Origin of the sequence: Micromonospora sp. NPDC005299 (assembly GCF_042872345.1) — a bacterium.
Taxonomy (GTDB): Bacteria; Actinomycetota; Actinomycetes; order Mycobacteriales; family Micromonosporaceae; genus Micromonospora.
The window spans coordinates 223,943-241,175 of record NZ_JBIAKG010000002.1 but is presented as its reverse complement, the minus strand read 5'-3'; the positions used below and the strand labels follow the sequence as shown (position 1 = coordinate 241,175).

Annotated in this window: 17 protein-coding genes and 1 pseudogene; 4 read left to right on the top strand and 14 right to left on the bottom strand. The window is 75.2% G+C overall.

Going from position 1 to position 17,233, the window contains the following annotated elements; translation table 11 throughout:
• Position 1: 1 nt before the first annotated feature.
• Together ACFYPD_RS06430 and ACFYPD_RS06425 are read right to left on the bottom strand one after the other, a co-directional pair.
• Positions 2 to 400, bottom strand: a complete 399-nt coding sequence (locus ACFYPD_RS06430) for a 6-pyruvoyl tetrahydropterin synthase family protein (protein WP_387109688.1) — start codon at positions 398 to 400, stop codon at positions 2 to 4.
• Between the two features lie 5 nt (positions 401 to 405).
• Positions 406 to 1,383, bottom strand: coding sequence for a dehydrogenase (locus ACFYPD_RS06425; protein ID WP_387109686.1), 978 nt, complete (start codon positions 1,381 to 1,383; stop codon positions 406 to 408).
• Positions 1,384 to 1,476: 93 nt separating this feature from the next.
• On the opposite strand from ACFYPD_RS06425, the pseudogene ACFYPD_RS06420 reads away from it, so the two are divergent.
• Positions 1,477 to 2,208 (top strand): annotated as a pseudogene (locus ACFYPD_RS06420) (CDP-alcohol phosphatidyltransferase family protein); the annotation flags it as partial.
• 326 nt (positions 2,209 to 2,534) lie between these two features.
• Positions 2,535 to 4,301: a sulfatase gene (locus ACFYPD_RS06415; protein ID WP_387109684.1), complete on the top strand. Its 1,767-nt coding sequence runs from the start codon at positions 2,535 to 2,537 to the stop codon at positions 4,299 to 4,301.
• A 25-nt stretch (positions 4,302 to 4,326) separates the two neighbouring features.
• On the opposite strand, the gene ACFYPD_RS06410 is transcribed toward ACFYPD_RS06415, so the two are convergent.
• The 6 genes from ACFYPD_RS06410 to ACFYPD_RS06385 form a co-directional block, all read right to left on the bottom strand.
• On the bottom strand, positions 4,327 to 4,605 hold the full coding sequence (locus ACFYPD_RS06410; RefSeq protein ID WP_387109683.1) for a hypothetical protein: 279 nt from the start codon (positions 4,603 to 4,605) through the stop codon (positions 4,327 to 4,329).
• A gap of 95 nt (positions 4,606 to 4,700) precedes the next feature.
• On the bottom strand, positions 4,701 to 5,777 hold the full coding sequence (locus ACFYPD_RS06405) for an ABC transporter ATP-binding protein (protein ID WP_387110589.1): 1,077 nt from the start codon (positions 5,775 to 5,777) through the stop codon (positions 4,701 to 4,703).
• The gene (locus tag ACFYPD_RS06400) at positions 5,759 to 6,559 is read right to left on the bottom strand and encodes an ABC transporter permease (protein WP_387109681.1); all 801 of its coding nucleotides are present in this window, start codon (positions 6,557 to 6,559) and stop codon (positions 5,759 to 5,761) included. The genes ACFYPD_RS06405 and ACFYPD_RS06400 overlap by 19 nt, the downstream gene beginning before the upstream one ends.
• Positions 6,556 to 7,341: a molybdate ABC transporter substrate-binding protein gene (gene modA, locus ACFYPD_RS06395; RefSeq protein ID WP_387109680.1), complete on the bottom strand. Its 786-nt coding sequence runs from the start codon at positions 7,339 to 7,341 to the stop codon at positions 6,556 to 6,558. The genes ACFYPD_RS06400 and modA overlap by 4 nt, the downstream gene beginning before the upstream one ends.
• Positions 7,338 to 7,739: a molybdopterin-binding protein gene (locus ACFYPD_RS06390; RefSeq protein WP_387109678.1), complete on the bottom strand. Its 402-nt coding sequence runs from the start codon at positions 7,737 to 7,739 to the stop codon at positions 7,338 to 7,340. The genes modA and ACFYPD_RS06390 overlap by 4 nt, the downstream gene beginning before the upstream one ends.
• A 96-nt stretch (positions 7,740 to 7,835) precedes the next feature.
• Positions 7,836 to 9,875 carry a heavy metal translocating P-type ATPase gene (locus tag ACFYPD_RS06385; protein ID WP_387109676.1) on the bottom strand — a complete coding sequence of 680 codons (2,040 nt, stop codon included), beginning with the start codon at positions 9,873 to 9,875 and terminating at the stop codon, positions 7,836 to 7,838.
• Positions 9,876 to 10,008: 133 nt separating this feature from the next.
• Here ACFYPD_RS06385 and ygiD point away from each other — a divergent pair, with 133 nt between their 5' ends.
• On the top strand, positions 10,009 to 10,878 hold the full coding sequence (gene ygiD / locus ACFYPD_RS06380) for a 4,5-DOPA dioxygenase extradiol (protein ID WP_387109674.1): 870 nt from the start codon (positions 10,009 to 10,011) through the stop codon (positions 10,876 to 10,878).
• A gap of 28 nt (positions 10,879 to 10,906) precedes the next feature.
• On the opposite strand, the gene ACFYPD_RS06375 is transcribed toward ygiD, so the two are convergent.
• The gene (locus ACFYPD_RS06375; protein ID WP_387109672.1) at positions 10,907 to 11,290 is read right to left on the bottom strand and encodes a DUF1622 domain-containing protein; all 384 of its coding nucleotides are present in this window, start codon (positions 11,288 to 11,290) and stop codon (positions 10,907 to 10,909) included.
• A gap of 233 nt (positions 11,291 to 11,523) precedes the next feature.
• Between ACFYPD_RS06375 and ACFYPD_RS06370 the strand changes: the two genes are divergently transcribed.
• Positions 11,524 to 11,691, top strand: a complete 168-nt coding sequence (locus ACFYPD_RS06370; protein WP_262285562.1) for a hypothetical protein — start codon at positions 11,524 to 11,526, stop codon at positions 11,689 to 11,691.
• 13 nt (positions 11,692 to 11,704) lie between these two features.
• Here ACFYPD_RS06370 and ACFYPD_RS06365 read toward each other — a convergent pair whose 3' ends face one another.
• From ACFYPD_RS06365 to ACFYPD_RS06345, 5 genes are all read right to left on the bottom strand, one after another.
• Positions 11,705 to 12,367: a DUF2238 domain-containing protein gene (locus tag ACFYPD_RS06365; RefSeq protein ID WP_387109670.1), complete on the bottom strand. Its 663-nt coding sequence runs from the start codon at positions 12,365 to 12,367 to the stop codon at positions 11,705 to 11,707.
• A gap of 101 nt (positions 12,368 to 12,468) precedes the next feature.
• A complete protein-coding gene (locus tag ACFYPD_RS06360) occupies positions 12,469 to 13,134 on the bottom strand; it encodes a TcmI family type II polyketide cyclase (RefSeq protein WP_387109669.1) in 666 nt (221 codons plus the stop codon).
• A 41-nt stretch (positions 13,135 to 13,175) separates the two neighbouring features.
• Entirely contained in the window at positions 13,176 to 14,402 is a 1,227-nt protein-coding gene (locus ACFYPD_RS06355) for a cytochrome P450 (RefSeq protein WP_387109668.1), read from the bottom strand.
• On the bottom strand, positions 14,399 to 14,719 hold the full coding sequence (locus tag ACFYPD_RS06350; RefSeq protein ID WP_387109666.1) for a putative quinol monooxygenase: 321 nt from the start codon (positions 14,717 to 14,719) through the stop codon (positions 14,399 to 14,401). Before ACFYPD_RS06350 ends, ACFYPD_RS06355 begins: the two co-directional genes overlap by 4 nt.
• Positions 14,716 to 16,995: an FAD-dependent monooxygenase gene (locus ACFYPD_RS06345; RefSeq protein WP_387109664.1), complete on the bottom strand. Its 2,280-nt coding sequence runs from the start codon at positions 16,993 to 16,995 to the stop codon at positions 14,716 to 14,718. Before ACFYPD_RS06345 ends, ACFYPD_RS06350 begins: the two co-directional genes overlap by 4 nt.
• Between the last annotated feature and the right edge of the window lie 238 nt (positions 16,996 to 17,233).

Genomic DNA, 17,233 nt, shown 5'->3' with positions numbered 1-17,233 from the left:
GTCACAGCGACCGCTCGTAGCTGGCCCAGGCGACGTGCGACTCGTGCAGGGTGACGGTGATCCCGGCCAGGCCGCGCGCCCCCTCGCCGAGCCGCCCGGCGTGCACCGCCTCGGCCAGCCGGTCGGCCACCGTCCGGGCCAGCACCTCGGTGGTGGTGTTCACCCCGGCGAAGTCCGGCTCGTCGTCCAGGTTGCGGTAGCTGAGCGCGCCGAGCACCGCCTTGAGCTGCTCGGTGGCCAGCCCGATGTCGACCACGATCCCGTCGGCGTCCAGCTCGGGCCGGCGGAAGGTGGCGTCGACGACGAAGGTCGCGCCGTGCAGCCGCTGGGCCGGGCCGAACACCTCTCCGCGGAAGCTGTGGGCGACCATCATGTGGTCCCGGACGGTGACGCTGAACACGGAGATCACTCCTCGTCGTAGGTGATGAGGTGGCAGAGCGCGGGGAGCCGGCCCGAGGCGAGCCGGTCCAGCACGTCGGGCAGGTCGGCGAAGCGGGACCGGCCGGTGAGCAGGGCGTCGAACGCCGGGTCGGCGAGCAGGTCCAGGGCCAGCGCCAGCCGGTCGGTGTAGCTCCGGTCGGCGCGCCGGGGCGACACGGTGCCGACCTGGCTGCTGCGGATGCCGAGCCGCTTCGAGTGGAACGCCCCGCCCAGGGTGAGGGTGACCGGGCGGTCGCCGTACCAGCTCAACTCCAGCACGGTGCGCTCCGGGCGGAGCAGCTCCAGCGCGCGTTGCAACCCCTCGGCGGTGGCGCTGGCGTGCACCACCAGGTCCCGGTCGCCGGCCGCGTCGGCGGGCAGCGCGAAGTCGACGCCGAGCGCCGCGGCCACCCCGGCCCGGGCCGGGTCGGCGTCGACCAGCTCGACCCGTACCCCGGGGAAGCGGGCCAGCACCGCGGCCACAGAGCAGCCGACCATGCCGCCACCGACCACGGTGACCCGGTCGCCGACCAGCGGCGCGGCGTCCCAGAGCGCGTTCACCGCGGTCTCCACGGTGCCGGCCAGCACCGCGCGGGCCGCCGGCACCTCATCGGGTACGACCACCACGGCGTCGGCCGGCACCACGTACGCGGTCTGGTGCGGGTGCAGGCAGAAGACGGTACGCCCCTGCAGCTCCGCCGGTCCCGCCTCGACGGTGCCGACGCTCAGGTAGCCGTACTTCACCGGAGCCGGGAAGTCGCCCTCCTGAAACGGGGCACGCATGGCGGCGTGCTGGTCGGCGGGGACCCGGCCGGTGAAGACGAGGGTCTCGGTGCCCCGGCTGACGCCGGAGTAGCGGGCGCGGACCAGCACCTCGCCGGGGCCGGGCGGGGCGAGCGCGACCGGGCGGAGCTCGCCCTTGCCGGGGGCGCGGAGCCAGAAGGCGCGGGCCTCACCGGTCACGAATTCTCCTCTTTTCCGCATCCGGACCGAACCGGACGGCCGAATTTCCCGTGATGACTGACATGGGTTGTCGATCATAGACACGGAGGCAGGGTGTCCACGGTTCGGAATGGCCCCTTGGTCGGGCTGATCGTGCAGTTCGTCCTGCTGGCCGGGCTGGCCGGCACGGTGGGTCTCGGCGTGGCGGGCTGGCTGGCCGGCCTCGCGTACGCCGGGGTGCTCTGCGGGCTGCTCCGGCGCGGCCTGCGGGCGGCCGGCGCGGACCGGCTCGGCCCCGCCGACCGGGTGACGCTGGCCCGCGCGCTGCTGGTCGGCGGGGTGCTCGCCCTGGTCGTCGGCGGGCCGGCGCCGGTGGCCGTGCTGGTCCCGCTCACCGCGGTGGCGCTGGCGCTGGACGCGGTGGACGGCCAGGTGGCCCGGCGCACCGGCACGGTGAGCGCGCTGGGCGCCCGCTTCGACATGGAGGTCGACTCCTTCCTGCTCCTGGTGCTCAGCGTGCACCTGGCGCCGTCGGTCGGGGCGTGGGTGCTGGTCATCGGCGGGATGCGGTACGCCTTCGTGGCGGCGAGCTGGCCGCTGCCCTGGATGGGCGGCACGCTGCCGCCCCGGTTCTGGCGCAAGGTGGTCGCGGCGGCGCAGGGCGTGGCGCTCGCGGTGGCGGCGAGCGGGCTGCTGCCGCCGGCGGCGACCGCGGCGCTGGTCGCCGGCGCGCTGGCCCTGCTGGTCGAGTCGTTCGGCCGCGACGTCACCTGGCTGTGGCGGCACCGCCCGGTCGCCCCGGCGGCCCGGCCCGTCCCGGCCGTCGCACTCGTTCCCGCGGTCGGACCCGCCGGGCCCGCCGCCACCGGGACCCCGCTCCCCCTGCTGGGCGTCCGACCCGCCGCGACCGCGCTTTCCGCGCTGGGCGTCGGGCCCATCCGGCCCGGCACGGCTGCCGTCCCGTCCTGGACCGCCGGCACCGGCCCGGCCGACCTCCCCGCCCGGGTGGCCGGCCCCTCGGTGGCCGGCCCGGTGCGGCTTGCGCCCGTCGGCGCGGGCGGTCCCGGCGCACGACCGGTGGACCCGCTCGCGCGTCCGGTGCCGGTGGCCGTCCGGATCATCGCCCACCAACCGGTCTGACCCCTCCCTCCCCCTCGCCGAAGGACATCGCCGTGTCACTGCGCATCCGTCTCCGCCGGCCGGCCGGGCCGGCCACCCCCGCCCCGGACGCCGAGGCACCCCCGCCGACGCCGGGCACGCCGGAGGACGCCACCCCGCCGGGAGACGCGGCGATGTCCGCCGATCCGGCGCGGCACGCCTCGCGTACCCGTCGGGTCGCCGCCGGGGTCCTCACCGGGCTGGCCGCTGTGCTGGTGGTGGCGGCGCTGGTCGCGCCGGACCGGCCGGCCGGGATCGGGCCGGGCGCGGTGCTGCGGATCCCGGTGGAGGCCCTGGTCGCGGTGGCGCTGCTGCTCGTCCTGCCGGACCGGGCCCGCCGGCCGGTCGCCGCGGCGCTCGGCCTGGTGCTGGGCCTGCTGACCGTGGTCAAGCTGCTGGACACGGGGTTCTTCGTGGCCCGGGACCGGCCGTTCGACGTGCTGCTCGACTGGGGGCTGTTCGACGACGGCTACGGCTACCTGGCCGACTCGGTCGGCCGGGCCGGCGCCGTCGCCGCGGCGGTCGGGGCGGTGCTGCTGGTGGCCGGCCTGCCGGTGCTGGTGGCGCTCGCCGCGCGGCGGCTGGCCCGGCTCGTGGCCGGGCACCGCACCGGCGCGGTGCGGGTGGTCGCCGCGCTGGCCGTGCTCTGGCTGGGCTGCGCCCTGTTCGGGGTGCGCCTCGCCGCCGACGTGCCGGTCGCCGACCGGACGGCGACCACCCTGGTGGCGTCGCACGTCGGTCAGGTGCGGGCCGGCCTGCGCGACCGCGCGGCGTTCGCCGGGGAGATGACGGCCGACGCCTACCGGGACATGTCCGGCGACCGGCTGCTGACCGGGTTGCGCGGCAAGGACGTGCTGGTCACGTTCGTGGAGAGCTACGGCCGGGACGCCGTGGAGGACCCGGCGCTCGCGCCGGGCGTGAACGCGGTGCTCGACGACGGCTACCGGCGGCTGCGCGCCGCCGGCTACGACGCCCGCAGCGGCTTCCTCACCTCGCCCACCTTCGGCGGCGGCAGCTGGCTGGCCCACGCCACCCTGCTCTCCGGGCTGTGGATCGACAACGACCAGCGGCACCGGGACCTGCTGGCCGGGGACCGGCTCACCCTCAACGGCGCGTTCCACCGGGCCGGGTGGCAGACCGTCGGCGTGTTCCCCGCCGCCACCCAGCCCTGGCCGGAGGGGAAGTTCTTCGGCTACGACCGGTACTACGACGCCGAGAAGCTGGCCTACCGGGGCCCGAAGTTCAGCTACGCGCCGATGCCCGACCAGTACACCCTGGAAACCTTTCAGCGGCTGGAGCGGGACCGCCCGCACGCCCCGCTCATGGCGGAGATCCCGCTGGTGTCCAGCCACTCCCCCTGGTCGGCGATCCCCAAGCCGGTGCCCTGGGCCGCGGTCGGCGACGGCACCATCTTCCACACGGCGGCCACCAGCACGGGCGGCAGCCGGGACGTGGTGCAGCGGGACGCCGCCCAGGTCCGCGCCGACTACGCGCACTCCATCGAGTACAGCCTCGGCACCCTGGTGTCGTACGTGCTGACCCATGGCGGGGACGACCTGGTGCTGGTCATTCTCGGCGACCACCAGCCGACGGCCTCGGTGACCGGCGAGGGCGCCAGCCGCGACGTGCCGATCACCATCGTGGCGAAGGACGCGGCCGTGCTGGACCGGGTGACCGACTGGGGCTGGCAGGACGGGCTGCGCCCCGGCCCGCAGGCACCCGTGTGGCGGATGGACACCTTCCGGGACCGCTTCCTCGCCGCCTTCTCCCCCGACCACTGACCGCGGTGCCGCGCGCCGGACCGGCTCAGGCCGCCCGGCGCCGGTCGCGGGCGTTCCGGCCGGTGGTCCCGCGGCCCTCGGCGCGCCGCGCGCCACCCCGGGCCAGCCGCATCGCCCGGCGGGCGTTGACCATCGGCTCGCAGGGCGCGCTCCGCCCGTCGCACAGCAGGCTGGGACAGCGTCCCGTCGCGTCGGGCTGGTGCGCTGCGGCCACGTCGTACGCGGCCCGCCACAGCAGCGGGTCGGTGACGTCGTCCGGCAGGACGACGTCCTGACTGGACCGGAACCGTGTCGTCTCGGGCACCCCGTTCCCCCTTCGTGATCGCTCCCCCTGTTCAGTGACCGGGCGGGCCGGCCTCAAACCTCCCACCGGCGCCGGTGACCGGCCAGCGGCGTGCGTCACGCCGGGTACGCGCGGGTCTCCGCGGCCTTGACCGCCGCCCAGACCGGCTGGCCGGGGCGCAGCCCGAGGTGGGCCGCCGCGGCGGGGGTGACGTCGGCGGCCACGTCGACCGGCCCGGCGAGCTGCACCCGCAGGTTGTCGCCGTGCCGCTGCACGCCGGTCACGGTGGCCGCCCACACGTTGCGCGGACTGCCGTCCGGGCGCGCCCGGTGCAGCGCGACGGCGGCCGGCGGGAAGGCCACGAACGCCTCCCCCCGCACCGTGTCCGCCGTGGTGAGGGTGAGGCCGCCGACCGTGACGGCGTGCCCGTCGGCGTGCCCGCGGTGCAGGTTGAGCCCGACCAGCCGGGCCACGTAGTCGGTGCGGGGGCGGGCCGTGACGGTCGCCGCGTCGCCCTCCTGGACCACCCGCCCCTGCTCGACGATGACCAGCCGGTCGGCGAGCACGAGTGCGTCCAGTGGGTCGTGGGTGACCAGCAGGGTGGCGCCGGGGTGCGCGCCGAGGTGGCGCTGGAGTTCGGCGCGGGTGTCCAGCCGGGTCCGGGCGTCGAGCGCGGCGAGCGGCTCGTCGAGCAGCAGCAGGGTGGGCTCGACGGCGAGCGCACGGGCCAGCGCGACCCGCTGGGCCTGCCCGCCGGAGAGCTGGCGCGGCTTGTGCCGGGCCTGCCCGCCCAGGCCGACCCGGTCCAGCCAGCCCTGCGCCCGGGCCCGGGCGGCCCGCCGGTCGGCGCCCCGCCGGCGCGGCCCGAACGCCACGTTGTCCAAGGCGCTGAGGTGCGGGAAGAGCAGGTAGTCCTGGAACACCACGCCGACCGGGCGCCGCTCGGGCGGCGTCCACACCCGCCGGTCGGGGCGGTCAAGGTCGACGCCGCCGAGGGTGATCTGCCCGGCGCCGAGCGGCTGCAGCCCGGCGAGGGCCCGCAGGGCGGTGGTCTTGCCGGCCCCGTTCGGCCCGAGCAGCGCCACCACCTCCCCGGCGGCGATGGACAGCCGGACGTCGAGGTGGAAGGCGCCCCGGTCGGCGACCAGGTGCGCGTCGAGCAGGGGCCGGGTCGTCACGCCGTGCCGACCCAGCGGTCGCGCAGCCCGGCCAGGATGGCCACGGAGACGGTGAGCAGGATGAGGCTGAGCACGATGGCGGCCTGCACGTCGGTCTCCAACGCCAGGTAGACGGCGAGCGGCATGGTCTGCGTCCGCCCCGGATAGTTGCCGGCGAAGGTGATGGTGGCGCCGAACTCGCCGAGCGCGCGGGCCCAGCAGAGCACCGCGCCGGCCGCCACCCCCGGGGCGACCAGCGGCAGGGTCACGCGGGTGAAGGTGGTCCAGCGCCCGGCGCCGAGGGTCGCCGCCGCCTCCTCGTAGCGGGGGTCGGCGCCGCGCAGCGCACCCTCGACGGCGAGAACGAGGAAGGGCATGGCCACGAACGCCTCGGCCAGCACCACACCGGCGGTGGTGAACGGCAGGGTCACCCCGAACGCGGCGTCCAGCCAGGACCCGATCAGCCCCCGCCGGCCGAAGACCAGCAGCAGCGCCACCCCGCCGACCACCGGCGGCAGCACCAGCGGCACGGTGACCAGCGCGCGGACCAGCCGCCGGCCGGGGAACTCGACCCGGGCCAGCAGCCAGGCCAGGGGCACGCCGAGCGCGACGCAGAGCAGCGTGGCGGCGGTGGCGGTCTCCAGCGACAGCCGCAGCGCGGTGAGCACGCCGGGCTGGGCCAACCGCCGGGGCAGCGTGGTCCAGGGCGCCCGGGCCAGCAGCCCGGCCAGCGGCAGTACGAGGAAGAGCAGCCCGAGCCCGGCGGGGAGCAGCAGGGCCAGCGGCACCCGCTGCCGGCGGCGCGCGGATCGGATCACTGGCTCGGCGGCGCCTGAAACCCGGCGGCGGTGAGCACGGCCAGGCCGGCGGCGGAGCGGACGTGGTCGACGAACGCGCGGGCCCCGGCCGGGTTGGCGGCGTGCGTCAGCACCGCGATCGGGTAGTCGTTGACCGCGCGGGCGGACTCGGGGAACTCGACGGCGGCCAGCTCGGCGGCGGCGCTGCGCGCGTCGGTGCGGTAGACCAGCGCCGCGTCGACCTCGCCGAGCTTCACCTTCGCCAGGGCGCCCTTGACGTCCTGTTCCAGGGTGGCCGGGGTGAGCCGCACGCCGGCCGCGGCGAGGGCGGTCTTCGCCGCCGCGCCGCAGGGCACCTGCTCGGCGCAGAGCGCCACCTTCAGCCCGGGCCGGGCCAGGTCGGCCAGGCCACCGACCCGGTCCGGGTTGCCCTGCGGTACGGCGATGACGAGCTGGTTGCGGACCAGGACGGCCGGCGTCCCGGCGGCGTCGCCCGCGTCGGTGACGGTCTTCATGGTGGCCGGCGAGGCGGCCGCGAACACGTCGGCCGGTGCGCCCTGGGTGATCTGGGTGGCGAGCGCCGAACTGCCGGCGAAGTTGACCACGACCCGGGTGCCCGGGTGGGCGGCCTCGAAGGCCTTGCCGAGCTTCGTGAAGGACTCGGTGAGCGAGGCGGCAGCGAAGACGGTCACCGTGGTGCCCTGGTCGGCGGTCGACTCGTCGTCGGCGCCGCCGCAGCCGGTCAGGGCCAGGCTCAGCGCGGCCGCCCCGGCGAGGGCGGCGCGGATCCACCGTACGGTCACGGGTTGGTCCTTCCCTTCGGCGCGGGCGCGCGTTCCACCACGACCGTGGTCGACTTGATCACGGCGACGGCGACCGAGCCGACCTGGAGGTCGAGGTCGTCGACCGCCTCGCGGCTCATGAGCGACACGATCCGGAACGGCCCGGCCTGGATGTCGACCTGGGCCATCACGGTGTCCTTGACGACGGCGGTGACGATGCCGCGCAGCCGGTTGCGCGCCGAGGAGAGCTCGGGGTGGCCCGGGGCCCGGACGAACGCGGCCAGGTCGGCCCCGCCGAGCACCCGGTGGCCGTGCTCGTCGCGGGTGGCCGGCAGCCGCCCGGCGTCGATCCAGCGGCGGACCGTGTCCGCGCTGACCCCGAGCAGTTCGGCGGCCTCGCCGATCCGGAACACCGTCACGCGGCCACCCTAGCGTTCGCAGGTGCGGGTGTGAAGCGACGCAGACCCTCGCATCCACCAGGGGCGAGGGGCCGCGCCGGCCGTAGCTGCGGCGAGTCAGCCGTCGGCCGGGGTGAGCCGGACCCGGCGGAGCAGTTGGGCGTTGAGCGCCACCACGATGGTGGAGGCGGACATCAGCACCGCGCCGACGGCCGGGCTGAGCGCGATGCCCGCCCAGCCCAGGACCCCGGCGGCGAGCGGGATGGCCACCACGTTGTAGCCGGCCGCCCAGGCCAGGTTCTGCCGCATCTTCCGGTACGACGCCCGGGACAGCCGGATCACGCCGGTGACCCCGCGCGGGTCGGAGCCGGCCAGCACCACCCCGGCGGACTCGATCGCCACGTCGGTGCCGGCGCCGATGGCCACGCCCACGTCGGCGCGGGCGAGGGCCGGGGCGTCGTTGACGCCGTCGCCGACCATGGCGACGGTCAGCCCGCGGGACTGGAGTTCGCTGACCGCCTTGTCCTTGTCGGCGGGGAGCACCTCGGCGAAGACCTCGTCCACGCCGGGGCGGAAGCCCAGGTCGGCGGCGACCGCCTCGGCGACCGGGCGGGCGTCCCCGGTGATCATCACGATCTTCTTCACGCCCTGCTCGCGCAGTTCGGCGATAGCCGCGCGGGCCTCGGGCCGGACCTCGTCCTCCAAGGCGAACGCCCCGACCACCTCGGGACGGCCGGCGCCGGGCAACCGAACCAGGTGCAGCACCGCGGCGCCCCGCCGCGACCAGCCCTCCGCCGCCCGGGTCAGCTCGGCGGGGGCGTCGGCGCCCAGCTCGCGCAGCAGGGCCGGGCCGCCCACCGCCCAGTCGGCGCCGTCCACCGTGGCGCGTACGCCCCGGCCGGTCAGCGAGCGGAAGTCCCGGGCGGACGCCCGCAGGCCCCGGTCCTGCGCGGCGGTGACCAACGCTCGGGCGAGCGGGTGCTCGCTGTCCGCCTCGACCGCCCCGGCGAGGCGCAGCGCGCCGTCGGAGTCCAGCCCGCCGGTGGCGGCCACCCCGGTCAGGGTGTGCCGTCCCTTGGTGAGGGTGCCGGTCTTGTCGAACAGCACCGCGTCGACGGTGCGCATCCGTTCCAGGGCGAGCCGGTCCTTCACCAGGATGCCGGCGCGCGCGGAGAGCGCCGTGGAGAGCGCCACGACCAGCGGGATGGCCAGGCCGAGGGCGTGCGGGCAGGCGATCACCAGCACCGTCACGGTACGGACCACCGCCTGGTCGGTGTTGCCGAGCACCAGCCAGGCCGCGAAGGTGGCCAGGCCGGCGAGGGTCGCGACGTAGAACAGCAGCGCGGCGAACCGGTCGGCGAGCACCTGGGCGCGCCCGCCGGAGGACTGCGCCTGGGCGACGAGCCGGCCGATGCCGGCGAGCGCCGTGTCCTCGCCGACGGCCTCGACGCGTACCCGCAGGGCCGAGTCGGTGGCCACGGTCCCGGCGACCACCCGGTCCCCGACGGCGCGCGGCACCGGCCGGGATTCCCCGGTGATCATCGACTCGTCCAGCTCGGCCGCCCCGTCGACGATCCGGCCGTCGGCGGGGACCCGGCCGCCGGAGCGCACCAGCACCAGGTCACCGACCCGCAGGTCGGCCACCGGCACCGGGTGAGCGGCCCCGGAGTCGTCGAGGCGTTCGGCGTCGTCGGGCAGCAGGGCGGCGAGCGCGGCGAGGGCCCCCTGAGCCTGCCCGATCGCCTTCATCTCCTGCCAGTGACCCAACAGCATGATGGTGACCAGGGCGGCCAGCTCCCACCAGAAGTCCAGGTCGAACAGGCCGAGGCTGGTGGCCACCGACGCCAGGTACGCGACAGTGATCGCCATCGAGATCAGCAGCATCATGCCCGGCGCCCGGTCGCGCACCTCGCGGACGCCGCCGACCAGGAACGGCCAGCCGCCGTAGAAGAAGACGATCGTGCCCAGGACCGGGCCGACCCAGCGGACGCCCGGGAGGTCGAGCGAGTAGCCGAGCCAGTCCATGACCATGTGGCTGGTGAGCACGATCGGCACGGTCAGGGCCAGGCTCAGCCAGAACTTGCGGCGGAACTGCTCGGGGTCGTGCCCGGCGTGCTTGTCGTGCCCCGCGCCGTGGTGCCCGTGTTCGTGGTCCATCGAAGTCCACCTCCGCCGCCACCATATACCCCCCGGGGGTACGCGCCAACTCCCCGGTTCGGCTCGGCCCGGTGGCCGGACACGCGAGGGGCCCGCGGGTTAGCCTCGGGGCACGGCCGGCCCCGGGAGCGAGATGAGCGAGCAGAACACCCAGACGGTGCTGCCGGCGGCGTTCTTCGGGCACGGCAACCCGATGAACGCCCTGGAGGTCAACCGCTACACCGCCGCCTGGCGGGAGTTCGGCCGGTCGGTGCCCCGGCCCCGGGCCATCCTGGTGGTCTCCGCGCACTGGTACATCGGCGCCACCGCGGTCACCGCGATGCCCCGCCCACGCACCATCCACGACTTCTACGGCTTCCCGCAGCAACTCTTCGACGTCCGCTACCCGGCGCCCGGGCTGCCGGAGCTGGCCGAGGAGATCAGCGACGTGGTGCACCCCACCTGGGTCGGCGCCGACCTGGACTCCTGGGGCATCGACCACGGCACCTGGTCGGTGCTGACCCACGCGTTCCCCGACGCCGACATCCCGGTGGTGCAGCTGAGCATCAACGCGTTCAAGCCGTTCGACTACCACCTCGACCTCGGCGCCCGCCTCGCCCCGCTGCGGGAGCGCGGCGTGCTGGTGGTGGCCAGCGGCAACGTGGTGCACAACCTGGGCGGCGTCGATCCGCGGCGGACCGACGAGGGCTTCGACTGGGCGCGCCGCTTCGACGACGCCGCCCGGGAGACGGTCCAGGACGCGCCGACCGAGGCGGCCCGGCTGGACGGGCACCGGGACTTCGACCTCGCGGTGCCGACCCCGGACCACTTCCTCCCGCTGCTCTACCTGGCCGGGCTGGCCGGCGCCGCCGGGGACCGCCCCGAGGTGCTGGTCGACGGGTACGCGTACGGGTCGCTGTCGATGACCGCGTACACCCTCGGGCTGCGCTGCCTGGGCGAGCAGCCGCCGGGCGGCGCCCCGTCGCTGCCGGGCGGGGTGCCGGCGGACTCCGCCAACATCTGACGGGTGGTCGACGGCGGGTTCGGCGTCCTCAGCGCTGCGTCCGGGCCGTCACGCCGGAGCCGCCCACCGGGCCCCTGCCCTGCCACGGCCAGCGGCCGTCCAGCTCGACCTGCAGCGAGACGCTGAGGAACGTCCGGACCAGCACGATCAGCGCCAACACCCCGACGCTGGTGAAGGTGGGCGACACCGCCACGGTCCGGATGATGTCCCCGGCGACCAGGAGTTCCAGACCGAGCAGAATGGCCCGCCCGACCCCCTGCCGGTACGCCCGGTAGTGCTCGACGACCTGCCGGGTGCGCCACCAGCCCAGCGCGAAGACGACCGTGGCGACCGCCACGCCGACCGCGATGACCAGCACCCCGGCCAGGTCCAGGAGCGTGCCGACGTGCTGGATGATCTCCTTCGTCGGCACCCGACACCCCCGTACCGCCGGCGGCACCCCGCGGCGGCCCCGCGCGGGCCGTCCGCAGCACCACCCTGTCGCATCACCGCTGCCGGCGGGCGGTTTTCGCCCGAGCCCGCCCGGGCGGCGGGCCGCGCCGGCATTCGCCTACCACCGCCCGCCGCCGCGCCTAGGGTGGGAATCGGACCGGACCGTCCCGCCCTCGGCGGGCGGTCACCGACGGCACCTGGCGAGGAGCGGACGTGACGCAGCCGGAAGAGGACCAGGAGAAGAGCAAGAAGACCGACGACGTCCTGTACTCCGCGGACGGGGACCCCCACCACAACCTGGCGGAGGCCCCGCAGCCCGACGAGCACCTGCCCGCCCGCTTCCAGCACGACGGCGAGACGGAGACCGTCGGCGACGAGTGAACCTTGCTCAGGGTTACGGGGACAGGCCGGTCCGGGCCGCCGGGACATCGGCGGCGGCGCCCGGCGGAGCGGCCGGCAACTGGCGGTCGTGCAGGCGGCTGAGCAGGGCCAGCGAGGTGATCGCGCCGACCAGCGCCAGGAACATGTCCCACTGGGTGTCCCAGACGTCGCCCTGGGTGGCGAGGAAGTCGTCGGCCGCCGACCCGCCGGCCAGCGCCGCCCACCACTCGATCATCTCGAAGAAGGCGCTGAACGCCAGGCAGGCGCAGACCACCAGCGGGGCGAGCCAACGGCTCCCGCGCAGCGGCGACCGGCGGACCAGGATCTCGCGGACCAGGATCGCCGGCACGAAGCCCTGGGCGAAGTGGCCGAGCCGGTCGTACGGGTTGCGGGACAGGTGGAAGGCCTCCCGCGCCCAGTCGCCGACCGGCGTGCGCGCGTAGCTGTAGTGGCCGCCGACCACGAGGATCAGCGCGTGCGCGGCGAGCAGGCAGCAGAGCAGCGTGCTCAGCGGGAACCGGCGCCAGGTGAGCAGCACCAAGGGGACGCCGACGAGCACCCAGACCGTCTCCAGCAGCCAGGTCAGCCGGTCGTACGGCCGGATGCCGGAGGCCAGCAGGGCGGCGAGGACCAGGACCAGCAGCGCGGGTGGGACGACTGTGCGTGCTCGGGACACCGGCGACCGCCTGTTCACGCCTCACCCGGTGCGGCCCGACGCCGTCCGGGGAGGCCGACGATAGCAACGGCGGGGGCGCCCTCGGACGCCCCCGCCGCGGCTCAGTCCTCGGCCTGCCAGCGGTAGAACACGGTGGCCACCGAGTCCTGCGGGCCGTGCCACTCCTCCGGCCGGTACGGGCTGACGTAGGGGGCGAGGTCCTGCATCACCTTCGCGAAGACTGGCTTGTCGTCGTGGTTGTTGCGGGTCGCCTCGGCGGCCGACGCCTCCTGTTCGAGCAGGTGGACGTAGACGTCGTCGATCGAGTAGAGCCAGCGCCCGGTGACGCCCAGCTCGGTCGGCAGGGATCCGGCGTCGGACTCGCCGAAGACCCGGGCCACGTCCGGTTCGGCGCCGGGCTTGATCCGCCCGACGATCACGGTCAGCGTGGTGTCCGCGGGTGATTCCCCCTCGGGGGCCCAGTGGTAGAACTCCTTGGCCACCGAGTCGGACGGGTTCTTCCAGTACCGCGGGTACGGCGTCACGTACGGGCCGATGGCCTCGGCGATCTTCTGGAAGGCGGGCAGCCCCCGGGTCTGGCCGGAGATCCTCGGGTCCTGCTCGCGCTCGATGACGTGGATGTAGAGGTCGTGGTGGGACAGCAGGATGCGCCCGATGACCCCGAGGTCCTGGGGTCGGGTGGCCTGGTCGTAGTGGCCGAAGACGTCCCCGACGATCTTGTCGCTGCCGGGGACCATGTGGCAGACGATCACGTTCCGGAAGACCATGGCTGCTCCTTGGTGGGATTCGGGTGGGCGGGCGGGGAGGCTCAGGCGGCGAAGGTGATCGGCAGCTCCAGCAGGCCGCGGAACGGCGACGCGGCCGGCAGCCGGCGCACCTCGTCGAGGGGCACGCCGAGCCGCAGCCCGGGCAGCCGGCGCAGCAGCGCGGCGAGCGCGATCTGCGCCTCCATCCGGGCCAGCGAGACGCCGAGGCAGTAGTGCACGCCGTGCCCGAAGCCCAGGTGCGGGCCGCGGACCCGGCGCAGGTCCAGCCGGTCGGGGTCGGTGAAGTGGGCGGGGTCGTGGTTCGCCGCGTTGATCGCCACGCCGACGATCGAGCCGCGCGGGATGCACACCCCCTCGTACTCGATGTCCTCGGTGGCGATCCGCGGGCTGGCCACCGGCAGCGGGCCGTCGAACCGGAGCAGCTCCTCGATCGCCGCGGGCAGCAGTTGGGGCGTGGCGCGCAGCATCTCCAGCTGCTCGGGATGGGTCAGCAGGGCGAGCATCGCGTTGCCGAGGAAGTCCGCGGTGGTCTGGTGCCCGGCGAACACCAGCAGGAACGTGGTGGTGACCAGTTCCGCCTCGGAGAGCGTCCCGTCGCGGTCGACCGCGTCGATCAGCGCCCCGATGATGTCGTCGGCCGGGTCGTCGCGCTTGGCCCGTACCAGGTCGGCGAAGTAGTGGTGCAGGCGCAACTGGGCCTCCTGCACGGCCGCCCGCTCCTCCTGCGGTGGCCGCCGCGTCGAGCCGGAGGTGCGGATCACCTGGGTCCAGTCGAGCACCTGGTCGTGGTCGGCCGGTGGCACGCCGAGCAGCTCGCAGATGACCGTCATCGGCAGCGGGATGGCGAAGTCGTGCATCAGCTCGGCCTGGCCCTGCGGGAGCATCTTGTCGATCAGGTGGTCGACGACCTGCGCCACCCGCGGCCGCAGCGCCTCGATCCGCCGCGGCGCGAACGCCTGGGACACCACCCGGCGCAGCCGGGTGTGCTCGGGCGGGTCCGAGTTGAGCATGTTGCGGTTCAACCCCTCGGAGTTCGGGCCGAAGATCCGCAGGTAGTGCTGGCCGGGACCGTAGAGGTCCTTGGACAGCCGTGGGTCGGTCAGCGCCGCCCGGGCGTCGTCGAAGCGGGTGATCAGCCAGGAGTCGAAGCGCGGTGAGCTGACCGGGCACACCGGCCGGTCGGTCCGCAGCCGGGCGAAGGTCGGATAGGGGTCGGCGGCGAACCCGTCGGTGTAGAGCTCGCCCGCCGGCACGGCGTCGTCGGTCATCGGTCCTCCTCCGGTGCGCTGCCCACGCTGTGGAGCACCTGGTAGGTGTGCCGCTGCGCGGACTCGCGCAGCTCGCGGATGATGCGCAGCAGCCGGTCCCGGTGCTCGCTGCGGCCGAAGGCGTCCAGCCGTTCGCGGTCCGCCCAGTCGCTGATGATCAGGTAGCTGCGGGGGTCGTCGGCGTCGCGGACCAGGTCCTGGTGCAGGCAGCCGTCCAGGGTGCGGATCGCCTCGGCCGCGGTGCGCCACTCCGTCTCGAAGCGCTCCTCGCAGCCCTCCCGGGTCCGCATGGCGAGCACGGTGCGCACCCGGGTCACCGGGCACCCCCGAACACCAGGTGCAGGTGCTTGCGGAGCGCGTCGGCGTCGACCGGCTGGCTGCGGAAGCCGACGTGCCCGTCCGGGCGGACCAGGTACAGCCCGGTGCCGGCGAGTCCGTACGTGGCTCGGAACCGGCCGTCGGCGTCGCACAGCGTCGGGGGGTCGAGCAGCCGCGGCTCGGCGGCGTCCGGACTGAGCAGCAGGTACGCGTCGACCTCCCCGGCCGTCTGCCGCCGTACGTCGGCGCAGAGCTCGGCCATCGCGCCCCGCGCCGCCTCGTCGGCCGACGCGTCGGCGTAGAGCAGCAGCGTGTGCCGGGTGCCACGGGTCAGGTCGCGCAGCCGCAGCGGATGGCCGACGCCGCGCCGCAGCAGCCCGTCCACGTCGGGGGCCCGGTCGCCGGGGCGGGGTGCCTCGCCCAGCGCGTCCGGGTCGGACACACACTCGCCGACCAGCGGGCTGCCCGCGTAGCTGAGCAGCATGGACATCTCCTGGAGGAACTGCCGCTTCAGGTCCTCCCGGTCCAGCTCGTCGGTGAACGCCATCCGCACCGCGCGGCCGACGATCTCCTCGCCCTCCGGCCGCCGCTCGGTCTCGTAGCTGTCCAGCAGGCCGGGCGCGGCGATCCCGCGTACCGCCAGGGCCAGCTTCCAGGCCAGGTTCCAGGCGTCCTGGATCCCGGTGTTCATGCCCTGGCCGCCGGCCGGCGGGTGCAGGTGGGCCGCGTCGCCGACCACGAACACCCGGCCGTCGCGGTAGCGGTCCACGATGCCGTGGCTGATCCGGAACACCGACGACCAGCGCAGGTTCGAGGCGCGGGTGCCGGGCGGAGCGAGGTGGTCGAGGGCGGCCTGGACGTCGTCCAGGGTGGGTGCGCCCAGCTCCGCGCTGAACCCGGGCGGGGCGTCCTGCCCGCCGGTCTGCGCGAAGAACCGGGGCGGGGCCAGGGTGGCGATCCGGTACCGGCGTTCGCCGCGCAGCGGGACGCAGACCAGCATGCCGTCCATGCGGCCGTCGGTCTCGTGCATGAACCGCAGCAAGTGCCCGTCGGGCATGTCCCAGTCCACGTCGACGTCGCCGAGCATGAACAGCTGGGGGAACCGGCCCAGCCCGCCGGTGAAGGTGAGTCCGAGCAGTTCCCGGACCCGGCTGTGCGCGCCGTCGCAGCCGACCACGTACTTCGCGCGGACCGACTCGGTGCCGCCGTCGGCGGTGGTGACGGTGGCCGTCACGCCGTCGTCGTCCTGGGTGAAGTCGACCAGCTCGGCGCCGCGCTGGGGGCGCACCCCGAGGGTGGCCAGCCGGGCGGTGAGGAGGCGCTCGGTCTCGTACTGGGGCAGGCCGAGATGCGCGTACGGCAGGCCGGGCAGCTCCCAGCTCATCCGGTGGGTCTCCACCCCGTTGACGAAGACCATGTTGCCGGTGAGCCAGATGCCGGCGTCCATGGCCTCCTGGACGATGCCCTGCTCCTCCCAGATCTCCATGGTGCGGCAGTGCACGCCGATCGCCTTGTCGGCCTGCCCGGCCGGGGTGGCCAGCTTGTCGATCACCCGGCAGTCGACGCCCCGCCGGGCCAGTTCGACGGCGGCGGTCAGCCCCGCGGGCCCCGCCCCGACGACGAGTACGTCCGTTGTCCTGTGCACGTCGGCCTCCCTGCCCGTGGTGGGTTGTCGCTTGCCGCCTCCGTCGGGCACGACGTGGAACAGGCGGCGCCGGATGTCGAGAAGGAACGGCGCGATCGGCCCGGCCTGCGCGGAGGCGTGGGCCGGATCGGCGATCCAGCGGAGGAACTCCCCCGCGCTGTTCCACTCGGCGAAGATGTGGTGCACGTCCGACCCGGGTTCGCGCAGCAACTGTTCGCGCCGGTACCCGGGCACCTCGGCCATCCGCTCCCTGACCTCCGGGTAGCCGCGGTGGAACTCGGCGAGCCGGGGCGCCGGCACGGTCAGCTCCACGTCCACGTAGACCGTCGAGTCGCCCGTCCCGTGCTCCCGCAGCACCGGGTAGTCGTCGGGGCCGGCCGGCTCGGTGAGCGGCCGGACCAGTTCGGCCAGCCGCGCGGCCACCGGCCCGTTCCGGTACGCGCGCAGCGCCGCCTCGTCGGCCCACTCGGTGACGACGACGAACCCGCGCGGGTCCAGGGCGTCGAGCAGCAGCTCGTGCCGGAGGTTGCCGGCGAGCCCACCGACCTGCCCCGCGACCGTCCCCCACGCGGACCGCACAGCGGGCTCGCAGCCCTGACGCGCGCGCAGCCGGAGCATCGTCCTGATCATGAAGTCCCCTTCGACGGCCTGCGGGAGACGGTGGAGCGGTCGTGGCCGGTGCTGCCCGAGCCACCATGTCGTCGCGCTGCGACCCTGCCGGAGGTCGCGTCAACCGGCCGTCACGGGCGGACCCCACGACGTCCCCACCCGGTGACGCCACGGGGACGGGACGCCGCTAGGACGGTGCGCGTCCCCGCACTGCCCCGAAGCGCGGCTGACCGACGCAGGGCCCGAGCCGGTCGCGTCG

What these genes read in the sequence shown, in the direction of transcription:
- ACFYPD_RS06385 (WP_387109676.1), bottom strand. Translation starts at nt 9,875, where the DNA reads ATGGACCACGAACACGGGCACCACGGCGCGGGGCACGACAAGCACGCC.
- ygiD (WP_387109674.1), top strand. Translation starts at nt 10,009, where the DNA reads ATGAGCGAGCAGAACACCCAGACGGTGCTGCCGGCGGCGTTCTTCGGG.
- ACFYPD_RS06360 (WP_387109669.1), bottom strand. Translation starts at nt 13,134, where the DNA reads ATGGTCTTCCGGAACGTGATCGTCTGCCACATGGTCCCCGGCAGCGAC.
- ACFYPD_RS06355 (WP_387109668.1), bottom strand. Translation starts at nt 14,402, where the DNA reads ATGACCGACGACGCCGTGCCGGCGGGCGAGCTCTACACCGACGGGTTC.
- ACFYPD_RS06345 (WP_387109664.1), bottom strand. Translation starts at nt 16,995, where the DNA reads ATGATCAGGACGATGCTCCGGCTGCGCGCGCGTCAGGGCTGCGAGCCC.